At 56.0% G+C, this 16,483-nt stretch carries 14 protein-coding genes and 1 other RNA gene; 5 read left to right on the top strand and 10 right to left on the bottom strand.

Annotated elements, in window-relative coordinates; translation table 11 throughout:
* From waaF to CLR77_RS02265, 3 genes are read left to right on the top strand one after another with little or no spacing between them, the layout of a single operon-like run.
* Positions 1-1,038 (top strand): lipopolysaccharide heptosyltransferase II, encoded by a 1,038-nt coding sequence (gene waaF / locus CLR77_RS02255; RefSeq protein ID WP_227519774.1) that lies wholly within the window; start codon positions 1-3, stop codon positions 1,036-1,038.
* A gap of 7 nt (positions 1,039-1,045) precedes the next feature.
* The gene (waaC, locus tag CLR77_RS02260) at positions 1,046-2,122 is read left to right on the top strand and encodes a lipopolysaccharide heptosyltransferase I (RefSeq protein WP_097458956.1); all 1,077 of its coding nucleotides are present in this window, start codon (positions 1,046-1,048) and stop codon (positions 2,120-2,122) included.
* Positions 2,119-2,895, top strand: coding sequence for a glycosyltransferase family 2 protein (locus tag CLR77_RS02265; RefSeq protein ID WP_097458957.1), 777 nt, complete (start codon positions 2,119-2,121; stop codon positions 2,893-2,895). The genes waaC and CLR77_RS02265 overlap by 4 nt, the downstream gene beginning before the upstream one ends.
* On the opposite strand, the gene CLR77_RS02270 is transcribed toward CLR77_RS02265, so the two are convergent.
* The 6 genes from CLR77_RS02270 to rfaQ form a co-directional block, all read right to left on the bottom strand.
* Complete coding sequence (locus CLR77_RS02270; protein WP_097458958.1) at positions 2,844-5,138, bottom strand: glycosyltransferase family 9 protein; 2,295 nt, start codon at positions 5,136-5,138, stop codon at positions 2,844-2,846. The genes CLR77_RS02265 and CLR77_RS02270 overlap by 52 nt on opposite strands.
* A 164-nt stretch (positions 5,139-5,302) precedes the next feature.
* Positions 5,303-6,427 (bottom strand): glycosyltransferase, encoded by a 1,125-nt coding sequence (locus tag CLR77_RS02275; protein ID WP_158227100.1) that lies wholly within the window; start codon positions 6,425-6,427, stop codon positions 5,303-5,305.
* Entirely contained in the window at positions 6,420-7,430 is a 1,011-nt protein-coding gene (locus CLR77_RS02280; RefSeq protein WP_158227101.1) for a glycosyltransferase family 9 protein, read from the bottom strand. Before CLR77_RS02280 ends, CLR77_RS02275 begins: the two co-directional genes overlap by 8 nt.
* 57 nt (positions 7,431-7,487) lie before the next feature.
* Positions 7,488-8,627: a glycosyltransferase family 4 protein gene (locus CLR77_RS02285; protein WP_198962639.1), complete on the bottom strand. Its 1,140-nt coding sequence runs from the start codon at positions 8,625-8,627 to the stop codon at positions 7,488-7,490.
* A complete protein-coding gene (locus tag CLR77_RS02290) occupies positions 8,624-9,775 on the bottom strand; it encodes a glycosyltransferase family 4 protein (RefSeq protein ID WP_097458961.1) in 1,152 nt (383 codons plus the stop codon). The genes CLR77_RS02285 and CLR77_RS02290 overlap by 4 nt, the downstream gene beginning before the upstream one ends.
* Positions 9,775-10,872 carry a putative lipopolysaccharide heptosyltransferase III gene (gene rfaQ / locus CLR77_RS02295; protein WP_097458962.1) on the bottom strand — a complete coding sequence of 366 codons (1,098 nt, stop codon included), beginning with the start codon at positions 10,870-10,872 and terminating at the stop codon, positions 9,775-9,777. The genes CLR77_RS02290 and rfaQ overlap by 1 nt, the downstream gene beginning before the upstream one ends.
* 556 nt (positions 10,873-11,428) lie before the next feature.
* Between rfaQ and CLR77_RS02300 the strand changes: the two genes are divergently transcribed.
* Together CLR77_RS02300 and ssrA are read left to right on the top strand one after the other, a co-directional pair.
* Positions 11,429-12,865, top strand: coding sequence for a WS/DGAT/MGAT family O-acyltransferase (locus tag CLR77_RS02300; protein ID WP_097458963.1), 1,437 nt, complete (start codon positions 11,429-11,431; stop codon positions 12,863-12,865).
* Between the two features lie 25 nt (positions 12,866-12,890).
* Positions 12,891-13,254: a transfer-messenger RNA gene (gene ssrA, locus CLR77_RS02305) on the top strand.
* A 136-nt stretch (positions 13,255-13,390) separates the two neighbouring features.
* Here the strand turns inward: ssrA and CLR77_RS19960 are convergent.
* The 4 genes from CLR77_RS19960 to CLR77_RS02325 form a co-directional block, all read right to left on the bottom strand.
* Positions 13,391-13,762, bottom strand: coding sequence for a C40 family peptidase (locus CLR77_RS19960; RefSeq protein WP_143269348.1), 372 nt, complete (start codon positions 13,760-13,762; stop codon positions 13,391-13,393).
* A gap of 15 nt (positions 13,763-13,777) precedes the next feature.
* Positions 13,778-14,032, bottom strand: a complete 255-nt coding sequence (locus CLR77_RS02315; RefSeq protein ID WP_158227102.1) for a helix-turn-helix domain-containing protein — start codon at positions 14,030-14,032, stop codon at positions 13,778-13,780.
* A 114-nt stretch (positions 14,033-14,146) separates the two neighbouring features.
* Entirely contained in the window at positions 14,147-15,172 is a 1,026-nt protein-coding gene (locus CLR77_RS02320) for a phage integrase (RefSeq protein ID WP_097458966.1), read from the bottom strand.
* The gene (locus CLR77_RS02325) at positions 15,169-16,449 is read right to left on the bottom strand and encodes a hypothetical protein (protein WP_097458967.1); all 1,281 of its coding nucleotides are present in this window, start codon (positions 16,447-16,449) and stop codon (positions 15,169-15,171) included. The genes CLR77_RS02320 and CLR77_RS02325 overlap by 4 nt, the downstream gene beginning before the upstream one ends.
* Between the last annotated feature and the right edge of the window lie 34 nt (positions 16,450-16,483).

Genomic DNA, 16,483 nt, shown 5'->3' on the forward strand with positions numbered 1-16,483 from the left:
GTGGGTGCTCCCCGGATTTTGATAATAGGCCCGTCCTGGGTCGGCGACATGGTCATGGCGCAGTCGCTGTTCATGCTTCTCAAACAGCGAACACCTTCGCCACGGATCGATGTATTGGCGCCCGCCTGGAGCCGCCCCATTCTGGCACGCATGCCCGAAGTATCCGAGATACTGGACATGCCCGTCGGACATGGAAAGGTCAGCCTGGGCGTTCGCCGCAACCTGGCCAAGGGGTTACGCAGCCACCATTACGACCAGGCCATCGTACTGCCCAATTCCCTGAAATCGGCATTGATCCCCTGGTGGGCAAACATCCCTCAGCGCACCGGGTGGCGCGGTGAAATGCGCTACGGTTTACTCAATGACCTGAGAAAGCTGGACAAGTCGGCACTCCCCCTGATGGTACAGCGCTTCGACGCCCTCGCCGTTCCCAAAGGCGCCCCCTTGCCGACGAATTTGCCTCACCCCGCCCTGGTCACTGACGCGGCCAATCAGCAAACGGCGCTGGGCAAATTCGAACTGTCGACAGAAAAGGCAATCGTTGCCCTCTGTCCGGGAGCCGAGTTCGGTGCATCGAAACGCTGGCCCGAGGATCACTACGCAACGGTCGCCCGGCAGCAAATCCAGGCAGGGAGGCAGGTCTGGATTTTCGGTTCACAGAACGATGCCGCCGTCGGCAAGACCATACTGCAGTCTATGCCCGAAGAGCTCCGCCAGCACTGCCACAATCTCGCGGGGCGCACGAACCTTGCCGAGGCGGTCGACCTGCTGGCGCTGGCGAATGTCGTGATCAGCAACGACTCCGGGCTCATGCATGTTGCGGCTGCGTTAAAACGCCCCTTGATTGTCGTATACGGGTCCACCTCTCCCGACTTCACTCCGCCTCTGGCCGACGATGTCAGGATTCTGCGACTCGGCCTCGAATGCAGTCCCTGTTTTGAGCGCGAGTGCCCACTCGGCCACCTGAAATGCCTGCGCGAACTGTCTCCCGAGGTCGTACTGAATGCCTTGAACGACCTGATTCCCAGCAAAGGCTAAGGCCGATATGCCGCTATCCAGCCAACCACGAATCCTGTTGCTCAAGACCTCTTCCATGGGGGACATCATTCACTGTTTCCCGGCACTGACCGATGCCCAACGTGCAATTCCCGGCATTCGTTTCGACTGGGTGGTTGAAGAGGCGTTCGCCGGCCTGCCCGGGTGTCACCCTGCCGTCGACAAAGTCATTCCGGTCGCCTTGCGCCGTTGGCGAAAGCAGCCGTTCAAAGCCCGGAGATCCGGCGAGTGGGCGCGCTTTCGTGCAGACATCAAAGACACACACTACGACCTCATCCTGGATGCTCAAGGGCTAGCTAAAAGCGCATTCCTCACACGATTCAATACCGCGCCCAGCGCAGGTTATGACCGGCATTCGATTCGCGAACCCCTGGCCAGCCTGTTCTACAACCACCGTTATGCGGTCGACCTGCAGCAGCACGCCGTAGAGCGTATGCGCAAGCTCTTTGCATTGGCACTGGGCTACGAGGTTCCTGAAGGGCTCGGAGAATACGGTCTATCGTTGGAACGACTGCCAGGGACCCTGGTTCCCGATGAGGCGTACCTCGTCTTTTGTCACGGAACCACCTGGCAAACCAAGCTGTGGCCTGAAAGCTACTGGAAGCAGCTGACCCAAATAGCCGCCGAGGCAGGCATGACCGTATATCTACCCTGGGGCAATTCCGAAGAACAGGCCAGGGCCCACCGGATTGCGGCGGACATTAAAACGGCCCGGGTTTGCCCAAAGGCCAGCCTGACCGAAGTTGCCGGACTCATCGGACACGCCCTAGGCGTCGTCGCCGTGGATACGGGTCTCGGCCACCTGGCGGCCGCGCTGAGCGTACCGACGACGGCCCTGTATGGCCCCACTCGGCCCGGCCTTACCGGTAATTACGGCGCCCACCAATCGATCCTATCCTCAAAACTGGATTGCGCGCCCTGCATGAATAAACGCTGCCGACTGACCGATGGGGCCAGCGAGCGCTACCCCGTTTATCCGCCCTGTTTTGAGGAGCTCAGCCCCGAACGGGTCTGGACGGATCTGCAGCAGACCCAGGATTCTCTGCGCGAGGCCTCGCCAACATGAAACAGCCGCTGACCGCCTGCATCATCACATTGAACGAAGCCGAGCGCCTGAGTGCCTGTCTGGCATCCTTGGAATTCGTTGATGAGATCGTCATCGTGGATTCCGGCAGCACTGACGACACCGTCGCTCTCGCGGAATCCCACGGTGCGCGCGTCATCCAGCAGCCCTGGCTGGGATATGGACGGCAGAAGCAGTTCGCGGTGGACCAGGCATCCCATGACTGGGTGCTTTGCCTGGATGCGGACGAACGCCTGACACCGGAACTGGCACTGGAAATCCAGTCAGCGATGCAATCGCCCGATGCAGACGCCTATGAAATGCCGAGGTGTAACCTGTTCCTGGGCCGCTGGCTACGCCATGGCGAAGGCTATCCCGATCTCAGCTTGCGCCTGTTCCATCGGCAAAAAGCCCGCTGGAGCGAAGACCCCGTGCATGAGAAGGTGGTTTGCAGCGGTTCTGTGGGGCGGTTTAAGAATGACCTGAACCACCAATCCGCGGACCGGATTGAGCGTTACCTGCAAAAGCAGAACCGCTACACCAGCCTGCAGGCAGAGGCCCTTCATGCCCGAGACAAGAAACCGTCCGCATTTCGAATGCTTTCAAGCCCCGTCACACGTTTTTTCAAGTTTTACATCGTGAGACGGGGCTTTCTGGACGGCATCCCTGGACTGATCCATATCCTGATCGGCTGTATGAACAGTTTTTTTAAATATGCGAAGCTTTATGAGCTACACGCCTCCGACGCCTTTAAAGAACAGCGCAGGTCAGAATAAGCGGTCAAAACATCGTCGACCGTAATACAACCTGCATGGAGGCTATCTGGTTGCAACAATCGATGTGACACCCCCCAAGGGCACCATTGCCGAGCGTCGGAGTTCCCAAAAAAACAGACAATGGGTTTGTGTAGCGCGGCCGCTATATGCATTGCGCCGCCATCAGAACAGATATAACTCTCACAAAGCGATATTCCCGCCATCAGCTCTCTAAGGTTCTGAGTTGCGAAAGCAATCAGCGGCACGTTGGAACAGGCGGCGGCAATCCGCGCAGCCATTTCATCATCGCCTGGATGCCGGGGATCATTCGATGACCCTGGCGCCCAAAACAATAGTACAGGCTTACTTTCTGCCTGCCATAACGCCCGGATAAGCCTGACGAATGCCTCTTCCGGCCAGCGGTTACTGTGTTTACGGGCACTGATGTGAACACCAATCGCACCATGCGAAAGCGCCGCCAGAGAAACCCCGGCAGCTTCAACCACTTCTTCGGCACGACGACGTTCTTCCGGAGCGAGCACCACCAGCGTTTGCGGCGGTTTACTCTCAATTCCCAGGGGCTTGAGCAACACGCTGCCATATTCGACCTCATGCATCGGCCCTAGAGGCCTGATATCGACAGCCAAGGTCAGGCCAGCTGATTTTTGCCGCTCTCTCTCGAAATAACCCAACACATCTCGAGCACCGATAAGACGGGCAAACCGGACGCCACGAGCGGCATAGCCACTACCCGGCAGTATGGCGAGGTCATAACGCTGAGCATACAACGTCATGAAAAGGCGACACTTTGCCCAATAGACGCCAAGCAGCTGCTGGCCCGGACGGCGATGTTTCCCTTTGGTATATTCATACACGTGATCCAGGTCCGGGTTGTTATCAAGCACCGGCCGGTTGTAGCTGTTGACCAGTGCATCAATACGCGCCGTGGGAAACCGCTCGCGCAGCTGACGAATCATGGGCGTGGTACAAATCAGGTCGCCAATGTTATCCCGGCGAATCACGAGGATACGCTGAAGCGTCTGCAGGTCTGAGGAAACGCGTTCCCGCAGGTGATCGTGAATGCTTCTTAACCAAAGTCCGTTGAGCGCCCAGAAAAGCAATAGATTACGCCGCGTGTAGAAGTCATCCGTGATGTTCTTCATCAAATACGCGATCATCAACACCAATCCAGCAGCCGCATAGTGCCGAATAGCAGGGTTACGAAGATGACGCCAATATTGGCGCCATAGAAGCACCCACATCAGGGAAAAAGACACCAGTCCGATAATGCCAATCTCGCTAGCCTGGTTAAGAAAGATGTTATGTCCATGCCCCATGCTCAAGTAACCCCGAGCAGCCTCCGGTTGCGGAACAGGCGAATGCCTCAGGGCGATATAGCGCCCATAGCCATACCCAAGCCAAGGATGGACATCGACCAATCGTATCCAATAACTCCATATTTCCCAGCGCGGGTCCTTATCCACAACCGTTTCAACCTGACTGTCTACCGACGCTGTGGATGGGCCATGGTACTTGACGTACGCAAACACAAGACTCACCGAGATCAGGGCAGCAGCAACCAGAGACAGACTCACCACTTGCCTGGCCCCCCACTGACGCTCTCTACCGCCCAAATGGATCAGAAAAAGCGCCAACAATGTGACGGATGCCGCTGGCCAAAACATGCGATTCTTCGTCAGATAGCCACCATAAAAAATCAACAATACCCCAACGATCGCCCCGATCGTCTTACGCGGATCAAACCCGTCACTTCCGTGAGAAGCCCAATAAAGAATGGGTAAGAGAAGAACAGCATAGGTACTGAAATCGCCGACGCCGGGGTTGTAATGCTGTATCGCGGAGCCAACGTATTGGCGCAAAGCCCCGGATTCCGCCATGAACACAAACGTAATCAGAACCAGGCCGACACCCAGGGCGGCCGTTACGATAGAACGGCTATTCGGCAAGCGGAAACAATAGAAAACAAAGAAAATGAGCGTCGGGATATAGACTTCACGCTTAAGCGCCGTCAACGTCGCCCCCGGCTCGAACGTCCAGGCAAGCGACGCCGTAGAGACCAGGATATATGCCGCGAAAATGCCCAGCAACGAAAGCGGTGGCCGAACTTTCTCAGCAGAAACAATACTCGTCAGCAACATCAGTATTAGCGCACCGAACGTCAGTGCAGGCGCATTTGCTATGGGAATTGAGAAAAAAAACAACCATGCCCAAAATTGCTGAAATTTAGCGGTAATGTCTTTCAAAGCACCATCCAGTCCTGATACAACAAGAAATCGCCTCTTTGGAGACAACAATCCAAGACAGTATTTACGATGTCCAACACAGCCGCCAGCTCCAATAACGCCAAGGTAAAACCTGCGGAGTCAACGGAAAACGAGGCAACGTCATCAGGCCTCGTCAAGGGTAGTCAGGTACGCGAACCCAATACTCGGTGATACAACGAGGCAACATCGCCAACCATGCGTCGATCGCTGAATTCATCACAAACCCGGGCATAGGCGGCTTCAGACATACGATGCATTTCCTCCTGACGCGTCAGCGCGAACATCAGGGCATCAGCTAATGCGCTGGCGTCCGCCGACGGCACCAGTAATCCCAAGCGATCGCCGAGAACCTGACGCATACCACCAACGTCCGTCGCCACAATAGGCTTTTTTGCCGCCATGGCGTCTAATAGCGCAAGAGACAAACCTTCCCACAGAGAGGGCATCACAAAAACATCCGCCGCCCGCAGGATATCACTCACATCCGAGCGTGTACCCATCAAACGCACCTGACTGGCAACCCCCAGGGCTTCAGCCTGAGCGGTCAACGATGCACGCTCTCGTCCCTCGCCAACGATAAGACAGACCGGCCGATACCCTTTTTGGGCCAGTTCAGGAAGCGCCGACAGCAGATATTTGTGACCTTTCTGCTCCTCCAAACGCCCAACCGCGACCAGAACGGGTGTTCCGGCGTCAATGTCCAGTCTTTCGCGGGCTTCAGCCACAGACAAAATTGACTGCACGCGCTCGATACTGATGCCATTGGGGATAACCTGCACCAGGGATTCCGGAACATGATCCCAGCGAACGACATCTCGCTTGATATCATCGGACACCGCTATCAGGGCAGCCGTTCGGCGCCCCCAATACCAGTTCAGCAGACGCCGATGCCATTTTGTCCGAACATAGGTATTGTGAATGGTGACGACGCTGGGTATACCGCACCGATAGGCAGCGATTCTTCCGTAGAGGTTCGCGTGGTAAAGATGGCTATGAACCAGGTCAATAGCCTCTTCGCGAATCAGCTGCGTCAGCGCCGGAACCACTTTTGAGTCCCAACCACCTGAACTCATGAGGTCCAGGGAAACCACCTTAACCCCTCGCTGGCGAACTTCTTCGGCTAGCTCCCCCTCCTGCATTATGCAGCAGACGACTGACTCAAATCGGGTGGGGTCGAGCAAGCTGACCGTGTTCAAGATAACCCGCTCAGCCCCCCCTACCGGCAGCGTGGTAATAACGTGCAGCACGCGAGCAGGCTTATCACTCATCACGTGTCCCCAAACGGACGACCACCTGACGGTACACGTCCTCGACGGATATATCAGCCATACTCGACGTAATGCTGCACTGCGCATCGGAATCGGGATGATCGATCGCAGACAACGCCTTGTGCCCCTGTGGCGCCAGCACCCACGCGCGATGGAGACAATGGTAGAGCACAATCAGAGGGACACTTTTCAGCGCACCGGCAATATGAGAAGGCCCTGTATCACAACCGATATATAAGTCGAGCTGACTCATAATCGCGGCACTTTGCCGCAGGCTTAGCTTGCCCGCCAGGACCGCCACACGGCTGTCGAACTGCTGACGAAAAGCTTCCAGCTTCTCTGGAGAGTGATTACCGCCGAGAAGCACAAAACTCGCTCCCGGATAATCAACGAGAATACGCGTACAAAGCGACTGAAAACTCTCAAGGGGCCAGTCCCGATAGGGTTTCGTCGGAAAGCTCTCCAACATGAGGCCAATCAGAGGGTTCGGTTTTTGAGGCCAATACGAAGCAATGGTCTGCTTCGCCTGTTCAGCCTCGTCCGGCGTCACCGCATAATCCAGGGCACCGCCGGCATCCGGGATGCCCAAACCTTGACACGGAAGTGCGTTCAGCATGTCTACCGCACTCACACTGTCGTTTGGGGGTTTGGGAACCGTCTTTGTAACACGGCGGTTCAAATCCGCATCCTGCTGCTCCCAGCTCACGACCTGATCGGCGACGCGCAAGGCATAGCGAACCAGAGCTTCATCGAAGCCAAACACCACGGCAAGATCCCAGCGGCGACGCCGAAACCGGTCCCGCCAGGGCGCCGTTTTCTTTGTAATACCTTCCACGGCATGAACATAGGGCAGGTTGTCCATCACCTCAACACGCTTGGGATGCCCCATCACCGTGATACGCGCCTCAGGCCAAGCCTCAGCGATAGCTCGGACTGCGGGCGTTGCCAGCAACGTATCACCAATGCGAGTCACATTGATGATCAGGATATTTTGAAAGTGCATCGGCATAGTGATTTGAAATAATTTCCGCAAATGATAGGGGCAGAAGAAAACACCAAATTATGCCTCTGAATGACGGCGTCGACAGACACTCTCAAAGATCTGCTCCATTCGCTCAAGCATGCCGTTCAAGGTATAGCCGTTCGTCACGAGTTGGTAACCGGCACTGGCCAGCTGGCGACCAAGTTCTGGCGCATCCAGAATCCGAGCGATGGTCTCACTGAGAGCGCCGGCATCCTGGGGCGTCGTCATCAACCCCGTTTGTCCATCCTTGATGATTTCATCGACACTGCCCACTGGCGTACTGACCACAGGCAACTGACAGAACATCGCCTGCATAATACTTTGTGGCACCCCCTCGTTCGCGTATGAGGGTAATACAAAGAGGTCCATGGCCCTCAACCAGTCCGCCACATTCTCCTGATTTCCAGCCCAAACCACCTGATCACTCAAACCGAATGTCTCGACCGCCTTCTCCACGTTATGGCGATTGGGGCCATCACCGACCATCAACAACAGCAAGTCCGGTCTATTCAACCTGGCAATGGCCTCCACCAGGTAAACGTGGCCCTTCCAACTACGAATCGTCGCCACAATGCCGATGATGGTCTTGTCAGCAGGCAATCCCAATTGCTGGCGCGCCAAGCTACTGTCTCCAGGCGCAAAGGCTTGCGGGTCAATACCCGTCGGCACCGACAAAATACGCTCTGCAGGAAACCGGTTATCCCGAATCAATGTTTCCCGCAACCGCTCACCCGTCGTCACAATGAAGTCGGTTCCGCGAGTGTACAGCCAACGCGTCGTCCGGTTATTGGAGACCGGCGGCGAAATATGGCGGGTACGGACGATCGCCGGCGGCGCCTTTAGCCCGATGCGTGCCAGTGCGGAGAGCCAGCTGTCGGTAGAACTGTGCGTATTGATAACGTCGACATTTTGCGTTTTCAGCCACCGACGCAGCACAAACAAACCTGTCAGGCTCTTACGCCCTATCGGTAATGCCACTGCCGGCAAACCGCGCTTTTGCGCTTCCCGGTAAATGGGGGCTTGTTCTGGACAGACCAGCGTGACCCGGTGCCCCCGGGCCTGCATTCCGACCGCCTCGGTCAGGATACGAATCTCCTGCCCTCCCCAACCGCACGAAGCTTCTGTATGAACAACATGCATGGGCTTCACCGGCTGAGACTTTGTGGTTTCATTCACGACGTTATACCTAGAAGATTACGATAAAGCTGAATAAGTTGTTGCGCCATAGCGCTGATATCCAGCGTCATGACACTGCTGCGGGCAACATCACCCATCACCCGGGCTCGCTCCTGGTCGGCCAGCACGACGACAGCGCCAGAGAGACTTGGGATATCCAACGCATCTGCGACCATGCCGTTCTTTCCCTCCTGAACGTATTCAGCACCGCCGCACTTGTTCGATGTAATGACAGGAAGACCGCAGGCCATTGCCTCCAAAACCACATTGGGGAATGGATCATAAAGGGTAGGAAACAGGAATGCGTCCGCAGCACCATAAAAGGGTCGAACGTCCTGCTGAACGCCCAAAAAGTGGACTTGCTTCTGTATTCCTAGCCGACGGGCCAGGCGCTCATAACGAGGTTGGTGCTTGTCCTTTCCCACCACCCACAAATGCACGCCCTTATTCGCACCCGCAACGGCCCGGATGGCGGAAGCCAGACCTTTTCGCTCAAAACCCGAACCGACAAAAAGCATGACCGGCGTTGTCTCATCCGCACCGTGCTTACGACGCATGACCTCACGCTGCGACCGGCAATCCGGATGAAAACGCGCCAGGTCGACACCATTATAGATGACATGAATGCGCTCAGAAGGGATTTGAAAGTTCTGCAGAATTTCGTCGCGCACCATTTGCGAGTTGCAGATAACTGCCTTCAGCTCCGGGTTTTCGAAAACCGCCCGCTCCGCCTTCAAAACGTAGCGATGAAACCCGCTTCGAGACTGTAACCAGTTCTTCAACGCCCCCTGCACCCGGCTCCGCTGGCGCAACCACTCCCGATGAACACCGTCACCTGCCCGGTAAATATCGCCACAGGGAACCCGCTCGTGGGACTGGACCAAATCAAACTCATGCTCCTTCAGCAGCGCGCAGACCGCCTCTGAAAACCCCTGTTCCCGGGCGACACGGCCCTTGTAGGACGGATTGCACAAGAGCGTCTGGAAACTGCCGGTGCCGGACCATTCCCGGGCAATCACGGTCAATTCGATGTTCTGCTCGGACAAGGCTTCCATCGCACGGGAAACAAAACGCTCGGCACCACCATCGGGACGATAGGACTGGCGGATAATCGCAACCCGCAAGGGCTTATCCCCCGCCGACGGCATCACGCCGACGCCCCGCTGGCACAGGCCCGCTCAATCGCATCCAGCACCCGCTCAACAGGAATCTGCCAAAGACATTCGCTGACCTTGCCACTGCCGCAACCGTCCTTACCGCAAGGGCGGCAGCTGAAAGGCTCGGTCAGCACCTCGGCCTTTTCGTTCCAGGGCCCCCACTCGGTCTCTCCACTGGGGCCAAACAGGGCCACCGATGGCGTATCTACTGCCGCAGCGATATGCATCGGCACCGAGTCCATGCCCATAAAGCAACGGGCATTACGAGTGACGGCAACCAACTGTTTCAGGCTCAACTTACCGGCCAGGTTGATCGGTTGCTGCGGAAGATCGCGCAGGATTTCTTCGACCATGGCAAGCTCCGCGCCATCGGGTGCTGCCGTGACAACGACATGGTGACCACGTACCAGAAGTTGCCGGATCAACTGGCTGAACTTGGCGGGATCCCAGCTCTTGAACAGCCAGCGGGAGGTGGGATGCAGATGAATATAGCGACCCGGCGCCGTGCCGTTTGCCGTCAACAGCTGGGCAACCTCGGCGTCGGTTTCAGGACTGGTCGCGATGACCAGTTTGCGGGTTTCCGCCGGCGAATGCAGACCGATACGGCGCAGAGCGTCGAGATGAACCTCGACCATGTGACGCCGCGGGACAATCGGGTACTGGTGCGTAAATGTCTTGCGCCACCATTTACTCTGACGGGACGCATAGCTCCCGGCCACCGCAAAACGTGGCCCGATCAGCCGGGTCAGCAGCAATCCCCGCCAGTGTTCCGTCAAGTGAATCACGAGGTCGTAACGGCGCTGTTTCAGCTGACGGATCAGCCCCACCTCAGCCCGCAACTGCTCACGCAACCCCAGTTTTTTCCAGTTGCGGTCAATCAGGTGCAGTTGGGCCATATCCGGATGCAGGCTGAGCATTTCCCCGGTGTCCTTGTACACCAGGCCGTCAACCTCCAGATGGGGATACTGATGCTTGAGCACACGGAACAGGTGGGAGGTCAGCAGGACATCTCCATGATGCCGCAGCTTAATGATCAACACCCGGCTGATCTGCGAAAAATCCACGGCATCCTTGAGGTAGTTGATCATCGTATATAGTCTCGGTCACGTCACGTCTGGCATTTTTCGTTGTCGCCACACGCTGAATCAAACTGAATCAAGCCGCAGATCGAACAGTCCCAAGCTGCAGATCGAACCGAGAGATCCGACAATCACTTTAGACCTATTCAGACAAACGTCCTGGCATAAACCACGCCAACCGATTACGGTCACTTTAACGACAGTTTCCAGGAAACAAGACAAACATCACTCCTGTTTCCCCGTCGGGGAAATGCGCCCAACAGCCACAAAGCCGCCATTTTAGAAGCCCGCCGGAGCAGAGTCCATAAAACCACCTGACCGCAGATCAATTGGCCTGCAGAAAAGAAGGTTAGCATTACAAAAGGGCGCAAAAGCTAACGAATAGCCGCGGGCCCCTGCTCTCAACCTCTACCGATAAAACGCCCAAGCCTGCCATCAATAACACCACTTCCGTCTGACAGGGGCATCTGCCTATACTGGCCCTTCACCACACAGGCGTCACACTACTTCCGTGAACGCCGTCTCACAAAAGCATAGAACCCACGTCACCGACAGGGAGGGGGATATGACTCGGCATCGCACCCCTATGTCTGCAGTGGATAAAGCTTGGCTGCGGATGGAAACATCGGCCAACCCGATGATGATTGGCATCGTTCTTATCTTTGACTCGCCCATTCCTATGGGAGCCTTCAGGCACCTACTGGAAGAACGGTTCCTGAAATACCGTCGTTTCAGACAGAAGGTTGTCGTCGACGGAGAGCGCGCCTGGTGGGAAGATGACCCCTACTTCGATCTCGACAACCACCTCCATCAAATCGCGCTTCCCGGTAATGCAGATAAAGCCGCGCTTCAGCACCTCGCCAGCGACTTCAACAGTTCACCCTTGGACCTCAACAAGCCCTTGTGGCAAATCCATTATATCGATCGGTATGAAGGCGGCTGCGCACTGATGGTCCGAATCCATCACTGCATCGCCGACGGCATTTCCCTGGTTCGGGTCCTATTGTCCCTAACCGATGAAAACCCCCAAACCAAAGTGACGCCGATGCATAAAGCACGACCGTCTCTGCCGGTTCCCGGTCACCGCCTGACACGCCACTTCCGCCGCTGGCAAAACAACCTGGATATGGCCAGAGAGCAGGCCGGCCGGGTTGTAAATCGCGCCTGGAAAGACCCCGGCTATCTGCTGAAACTGGGAAAGACCGGATTGGATGTAAGCCTTGAATGCCTGCGACTGGGCCTGATGCCCTCAGACCCACCAACACCGCTGAAAGGCGAACTATGCGGCCGCAAGCGCGTCGCCTGGGCAGAACCGCTAAGCATGGCCGAGGTTAAGGAAACGGCCAAGGCGCTGGGGGGTACCGTAAACGATGTCCTGATGGCGACAGCGACCGGCGCCTTACGTGATTACCTGCATCAGGCTGGAGAAGAAATCCCGCCGAATGGTATCCGCGTGGCCGTCCCCTTCAATCTGCGCCCCCTGCGGCAGCCGATAGAAACGCTCGGAAACCAGTTCGGGCTTGTACTGGTCCCCCTTCCAGTGGACCTCGTCTCGCCCCTGGCCCGTTTCCACCAGGTTCAGCAGGAAATGAACCGCCTAAAACGCTCTTCCCAGGCCCAGATCACCTACAGCCTGCTGGATATTTTCGGACGCGGCCCCGACCTCCTGGAGCGACGAGCCCTGGAATTGCTCAGCCAAAAAGCCTCTGCGGTCATGACCAACGTCCCAGGCCCACGCAAACCGCTGTATCTTGCCGGTTGCCGCTTGGTACAGCCCATGTTCTGGGTGCCCCAGACCGGCGGCGTCGGTGTCGGGTTAAGCATCTTCAGCTATCACGACACCGTTCAGTTTGGCCTGATTTCCGACAAGCGCCTTATCGATTGCCCTGACGATGTCGTGGCCGGTTTCGTGGAGAATTTCGAAAAACTCCGCCAGCTTGCAATACAGGAAGACCCGACACCCAACGTGAAACCCTTGTTCAAGCCCTTGAATATCGCTTGAGCAACCCCATATACTGCGATGTAGAGGGGACGACATGGCTTCGACGCTGGTGGCGAACCCTGCGGTGCATGCCGAGATGGCAGCGAATCTCGTAAATCCAAAGCTGCTTTAAAATAGTCGCAAACGACGAAAACTACGCACTGGCGGCGTAAGCCGCTGGTCTGCCTGACTCGGATGCTTGTAACCGAGCGCAACATTTCAGGCAGTCATAGCTAACAAGCTGCTCCGACTGACAGAGCTCACTGTCTGACGGCTAAGCTCTAAAGAGATCGCTTCCTGCACCCTGACCTTCGGGTCGCTTGAAGTTAAATTAATAGAAGGACCCTAAGCATGTAGAGCCAAAGGCAGAGTGCTGGCGGACGCGGGTTCAATTCCCGCCGTCTCCACCATATCTCCCGGAATAAGCCCCTGATTTCAGGGGCTTTTTCTTTTCGGCCATATGAAAAACACCACAACGTGTCAACGATGTGTCGACAGACAACGCAAGCAAACGCGAACTACAGCCTCGACAACTCAGAGGCCCCATTATTTCTTCGTGCGGAATGCGGCAAATAAAGCCACTGCAGTGAGAACCGCAGCACTACCCCATATCCAGACCTGAGGCGTTTTTGCCTTGCCTGTACGAAGCCAGCTTGCGGTGTGCTCACAGTTGCGGGTGAGCAAGTTGTAAGAGGCAGGATTTGAAATCGCCGCATGGACTCGGGCCATGAACGCCATTGGTTCCAAAACCCCGGACTCTGTTACCGAAACAGCTCGCCCATTAGCAAAACCTCCAACAGTCGTGATTTCTTCACCACGCTCCGGATGATTGTGAAAGACTTGGCCAAGGCCAACATAAACGCCTACATGCCGATAAAATTGCTGCGGAACAGACAACTCTGAGCCAATTTCATACATAACTATTTTCCTAATTTATTTTCGTGAATTGCTAAGCAAGAGAAGTAACGCAGCAGCGATGCCTGCACCTACCAGAACCGCCCCAATGGTCTCAGTCACTTCCTTTTGCCTTGCAGCCTTTTCGAACTCTGTCATCAAGGCAGACTGGTATTCGGAGGGCTGAAGAAGTCCTCGTTCCCACTTACTAACCGTCATCGGATGTACGCCGAAAAGATTGCCAAACTGAGCTTGATTTAACCCTAGTTTTGCCCTGAGTTCAGATACATTCACAGCTATATCTCCCACCTCAACAAGCCAAAGACTAAGCCTACGCTTAGTCCATGTCAACTAATATGGCTTTCAAAGAAAGTGCAGTAAGCAATCAGGGCGCCCCTCTAAACAGGGCTACTTCCTTACCGAGCCCTCATCTAGCCAGGCATCAAATCCGTTGACCGGGTTAAATCTGACAGCGTCTTCTAGGTGATCCGGTGCAAGATGGGCGTAACGCATCGTCATGTTAATGGTCGAATGACCCAAGATTTTTTGCAGGGTGAGAATGTTGCCGCCGTTCATGATGAAATGACTGGCAAACGTATGGCGCAAAATGTGAGCGCACTGCCCCTGGGGCAACTTCACGCCAGACCGATCAACAGCACGCCGAAACGCTGAAATCGTGGAGGTACCGAGCGACCCCCATTCTCGAAGATGGGCCACCAACGCTTCATAAAGCCCTTTGGAAACTGGCACTGATCGCTTTTTGCCTGACTTCGTCATGTGAAACACGACGCGATACGGCTTCACTCTTTCGAGGGTCAGACTTTCAGCTTCAGACCAACGTGCACCCGTCTCTAGCGATAGACGCGCAACCAGGAGCACATGCGGATTCGTAGCCTTGGTGTGAAGTTGACGGAAGATCGCCATGATCTGCTCGTGTTCCAGGTAGCCCATTTCGCGCTCCTGAATCTTAATCGGTCGCACCGCAGAAAACGGGTTTTCGAACTCAATCTCCCCAGTCCGACGCAATTCGTTATAAACAGCATTCAAATAACCCAACTCGTTGTTGCAGGTCTTCGGTGCAATGCCATCCTCGATCCTGATGGCCCGATATTGGGTATACGTTTTCGCGGTGACCTGGGAAGCGACAGGATTGCCCCATGCAACAACGATCCTTTCAAGATGACGAAACCGCCGTTCACCATCACTCAGAAATCGACCATGTGCGTCGTACCAGGTCTTGATCAGATCCTGAAGCGTGCGCAGATCCTCTTTCAGAGCATCCCATACGTTACCGGCCTGTTGTTGCCCCAACGCCCAACGCTCGAAACGCTTGGCTTCAACCTTGGAATCAAAACTCTTACGGATTCGCTTGTTGCCGCGTCCACCGGGTTGCAGATCAACCTGCCAACGGCCGGACGGTAGCTTCCTCATCATGCGGCCTTACCCCGCAATCGCCGGTCGATCAGCGCCTTTTGTATGAGCTGGAACAGCTCGTTCTCGTAGATCTCTCGTCGCCGGTGATAGTTGATGATGTCCTCCCAGATGCCGGTTTGCTTGAGGCAGGCCCAGACCTGGTGTGCGGGCATGTTATGACGCGCATAAATCGAGAGTAAGTTGCCAAGGACGAGAGCGACATTCTTCTCGTTGCCCTCGCCTGGAGGCTTTCGGAGGCGTTTGTACTCCACGTCATGGGGCTGGCTCACAAAGCGGGCATCCTCACGGAACTTGGTCCATACCGGGTGGACCCAGTTGCGGGCGATATCGAGGCGGTAACGGGTCATGGCAAAGCGCCAGAGACCATCAAGGTGCGGGAACACACCGAGGAAGGTGTTAAAGGCTTCCGGTTGCTGCCGGATCAACTCGCCGGTTTCGGTGTCGATATAGGAGAGGTCCGTACCCTGTGCGATCTCACGCACCACGGAGTGATGGAAACGCATTTCCAGGCGAGTGACAGGCCCCTCCGGGTCGTACTGGGGGTGTTTTTGGTAGATCGCCTCCCAGTAGTGCCATTTGTCCTTTTTCTGGGCCTCTTTGCGCTTGTCGTAGACGCTGAATTGCAGGGCGTTGGCCTTGCCGTAGGTGATGGTTTCAAACTCGCCGTAAATCATCGCAACGGACGGGAGATCGAAGGTCATGGTGCTAATGCCCCTGGCATCCAGATTGGGACGGGCACGAGCGGTCAGGTTGTCGTGGAAGTGACGACCTGGTCGCCATCCCTGCACGTCTACGGCCAGATGAACGGCCACTCCGGTTCCTTCGATGGCTTTGAGGAAGTAGGTGGCGAAGCGGTCCAGATCGGCCTGGAGCTGTTCAGCGGAACGTTCGGCGATGTAATGGGGGGAACACTCGATTTTCAGGTGATTGTGCCTTGCGTCCTGCTCGGCATAGGTGGACTTCACGAAGAGGATCAGCCCCAGCTCATTGTTCTGCAGCCGGTACTGATAACCGGACTTGCCCCCTCCCCCAACAACAAAGGTTTCTCCGAGGACTTTGGTGTGGGTGTCCCTGCCCTCCTCATATGCCATGACGACGTTCGCCAGTTCACGCTCCCGCAAATGGCCCTGGTACATCTGCCGGACGGTATCGACGCCACAATGGAGGATGTGAACGTTCGACAGGTTGAACTGTTGTCCCTGGGGACCGACGAAGAAGTCCCCCTTTCCGGTCTCTCCGGTGTGGAGGTCAATACGTTCAAAATCGCGAATGGTCATGTGTGGTCCTCTGTGGTCGTTTGGCACTTTTATT

Origin of the sequence: Mangrovitalea sediminis, from assembly GCF_002514725.1 — a bacterium.
GTDB classification, from domain to species: domain Bacteria; phylum Pseudomonadota; class Gammaproteobacteria; order Pseudomonadales; family Oleiphilaceae; genus Mangrovitalea; species Mangrovitalea sediminis.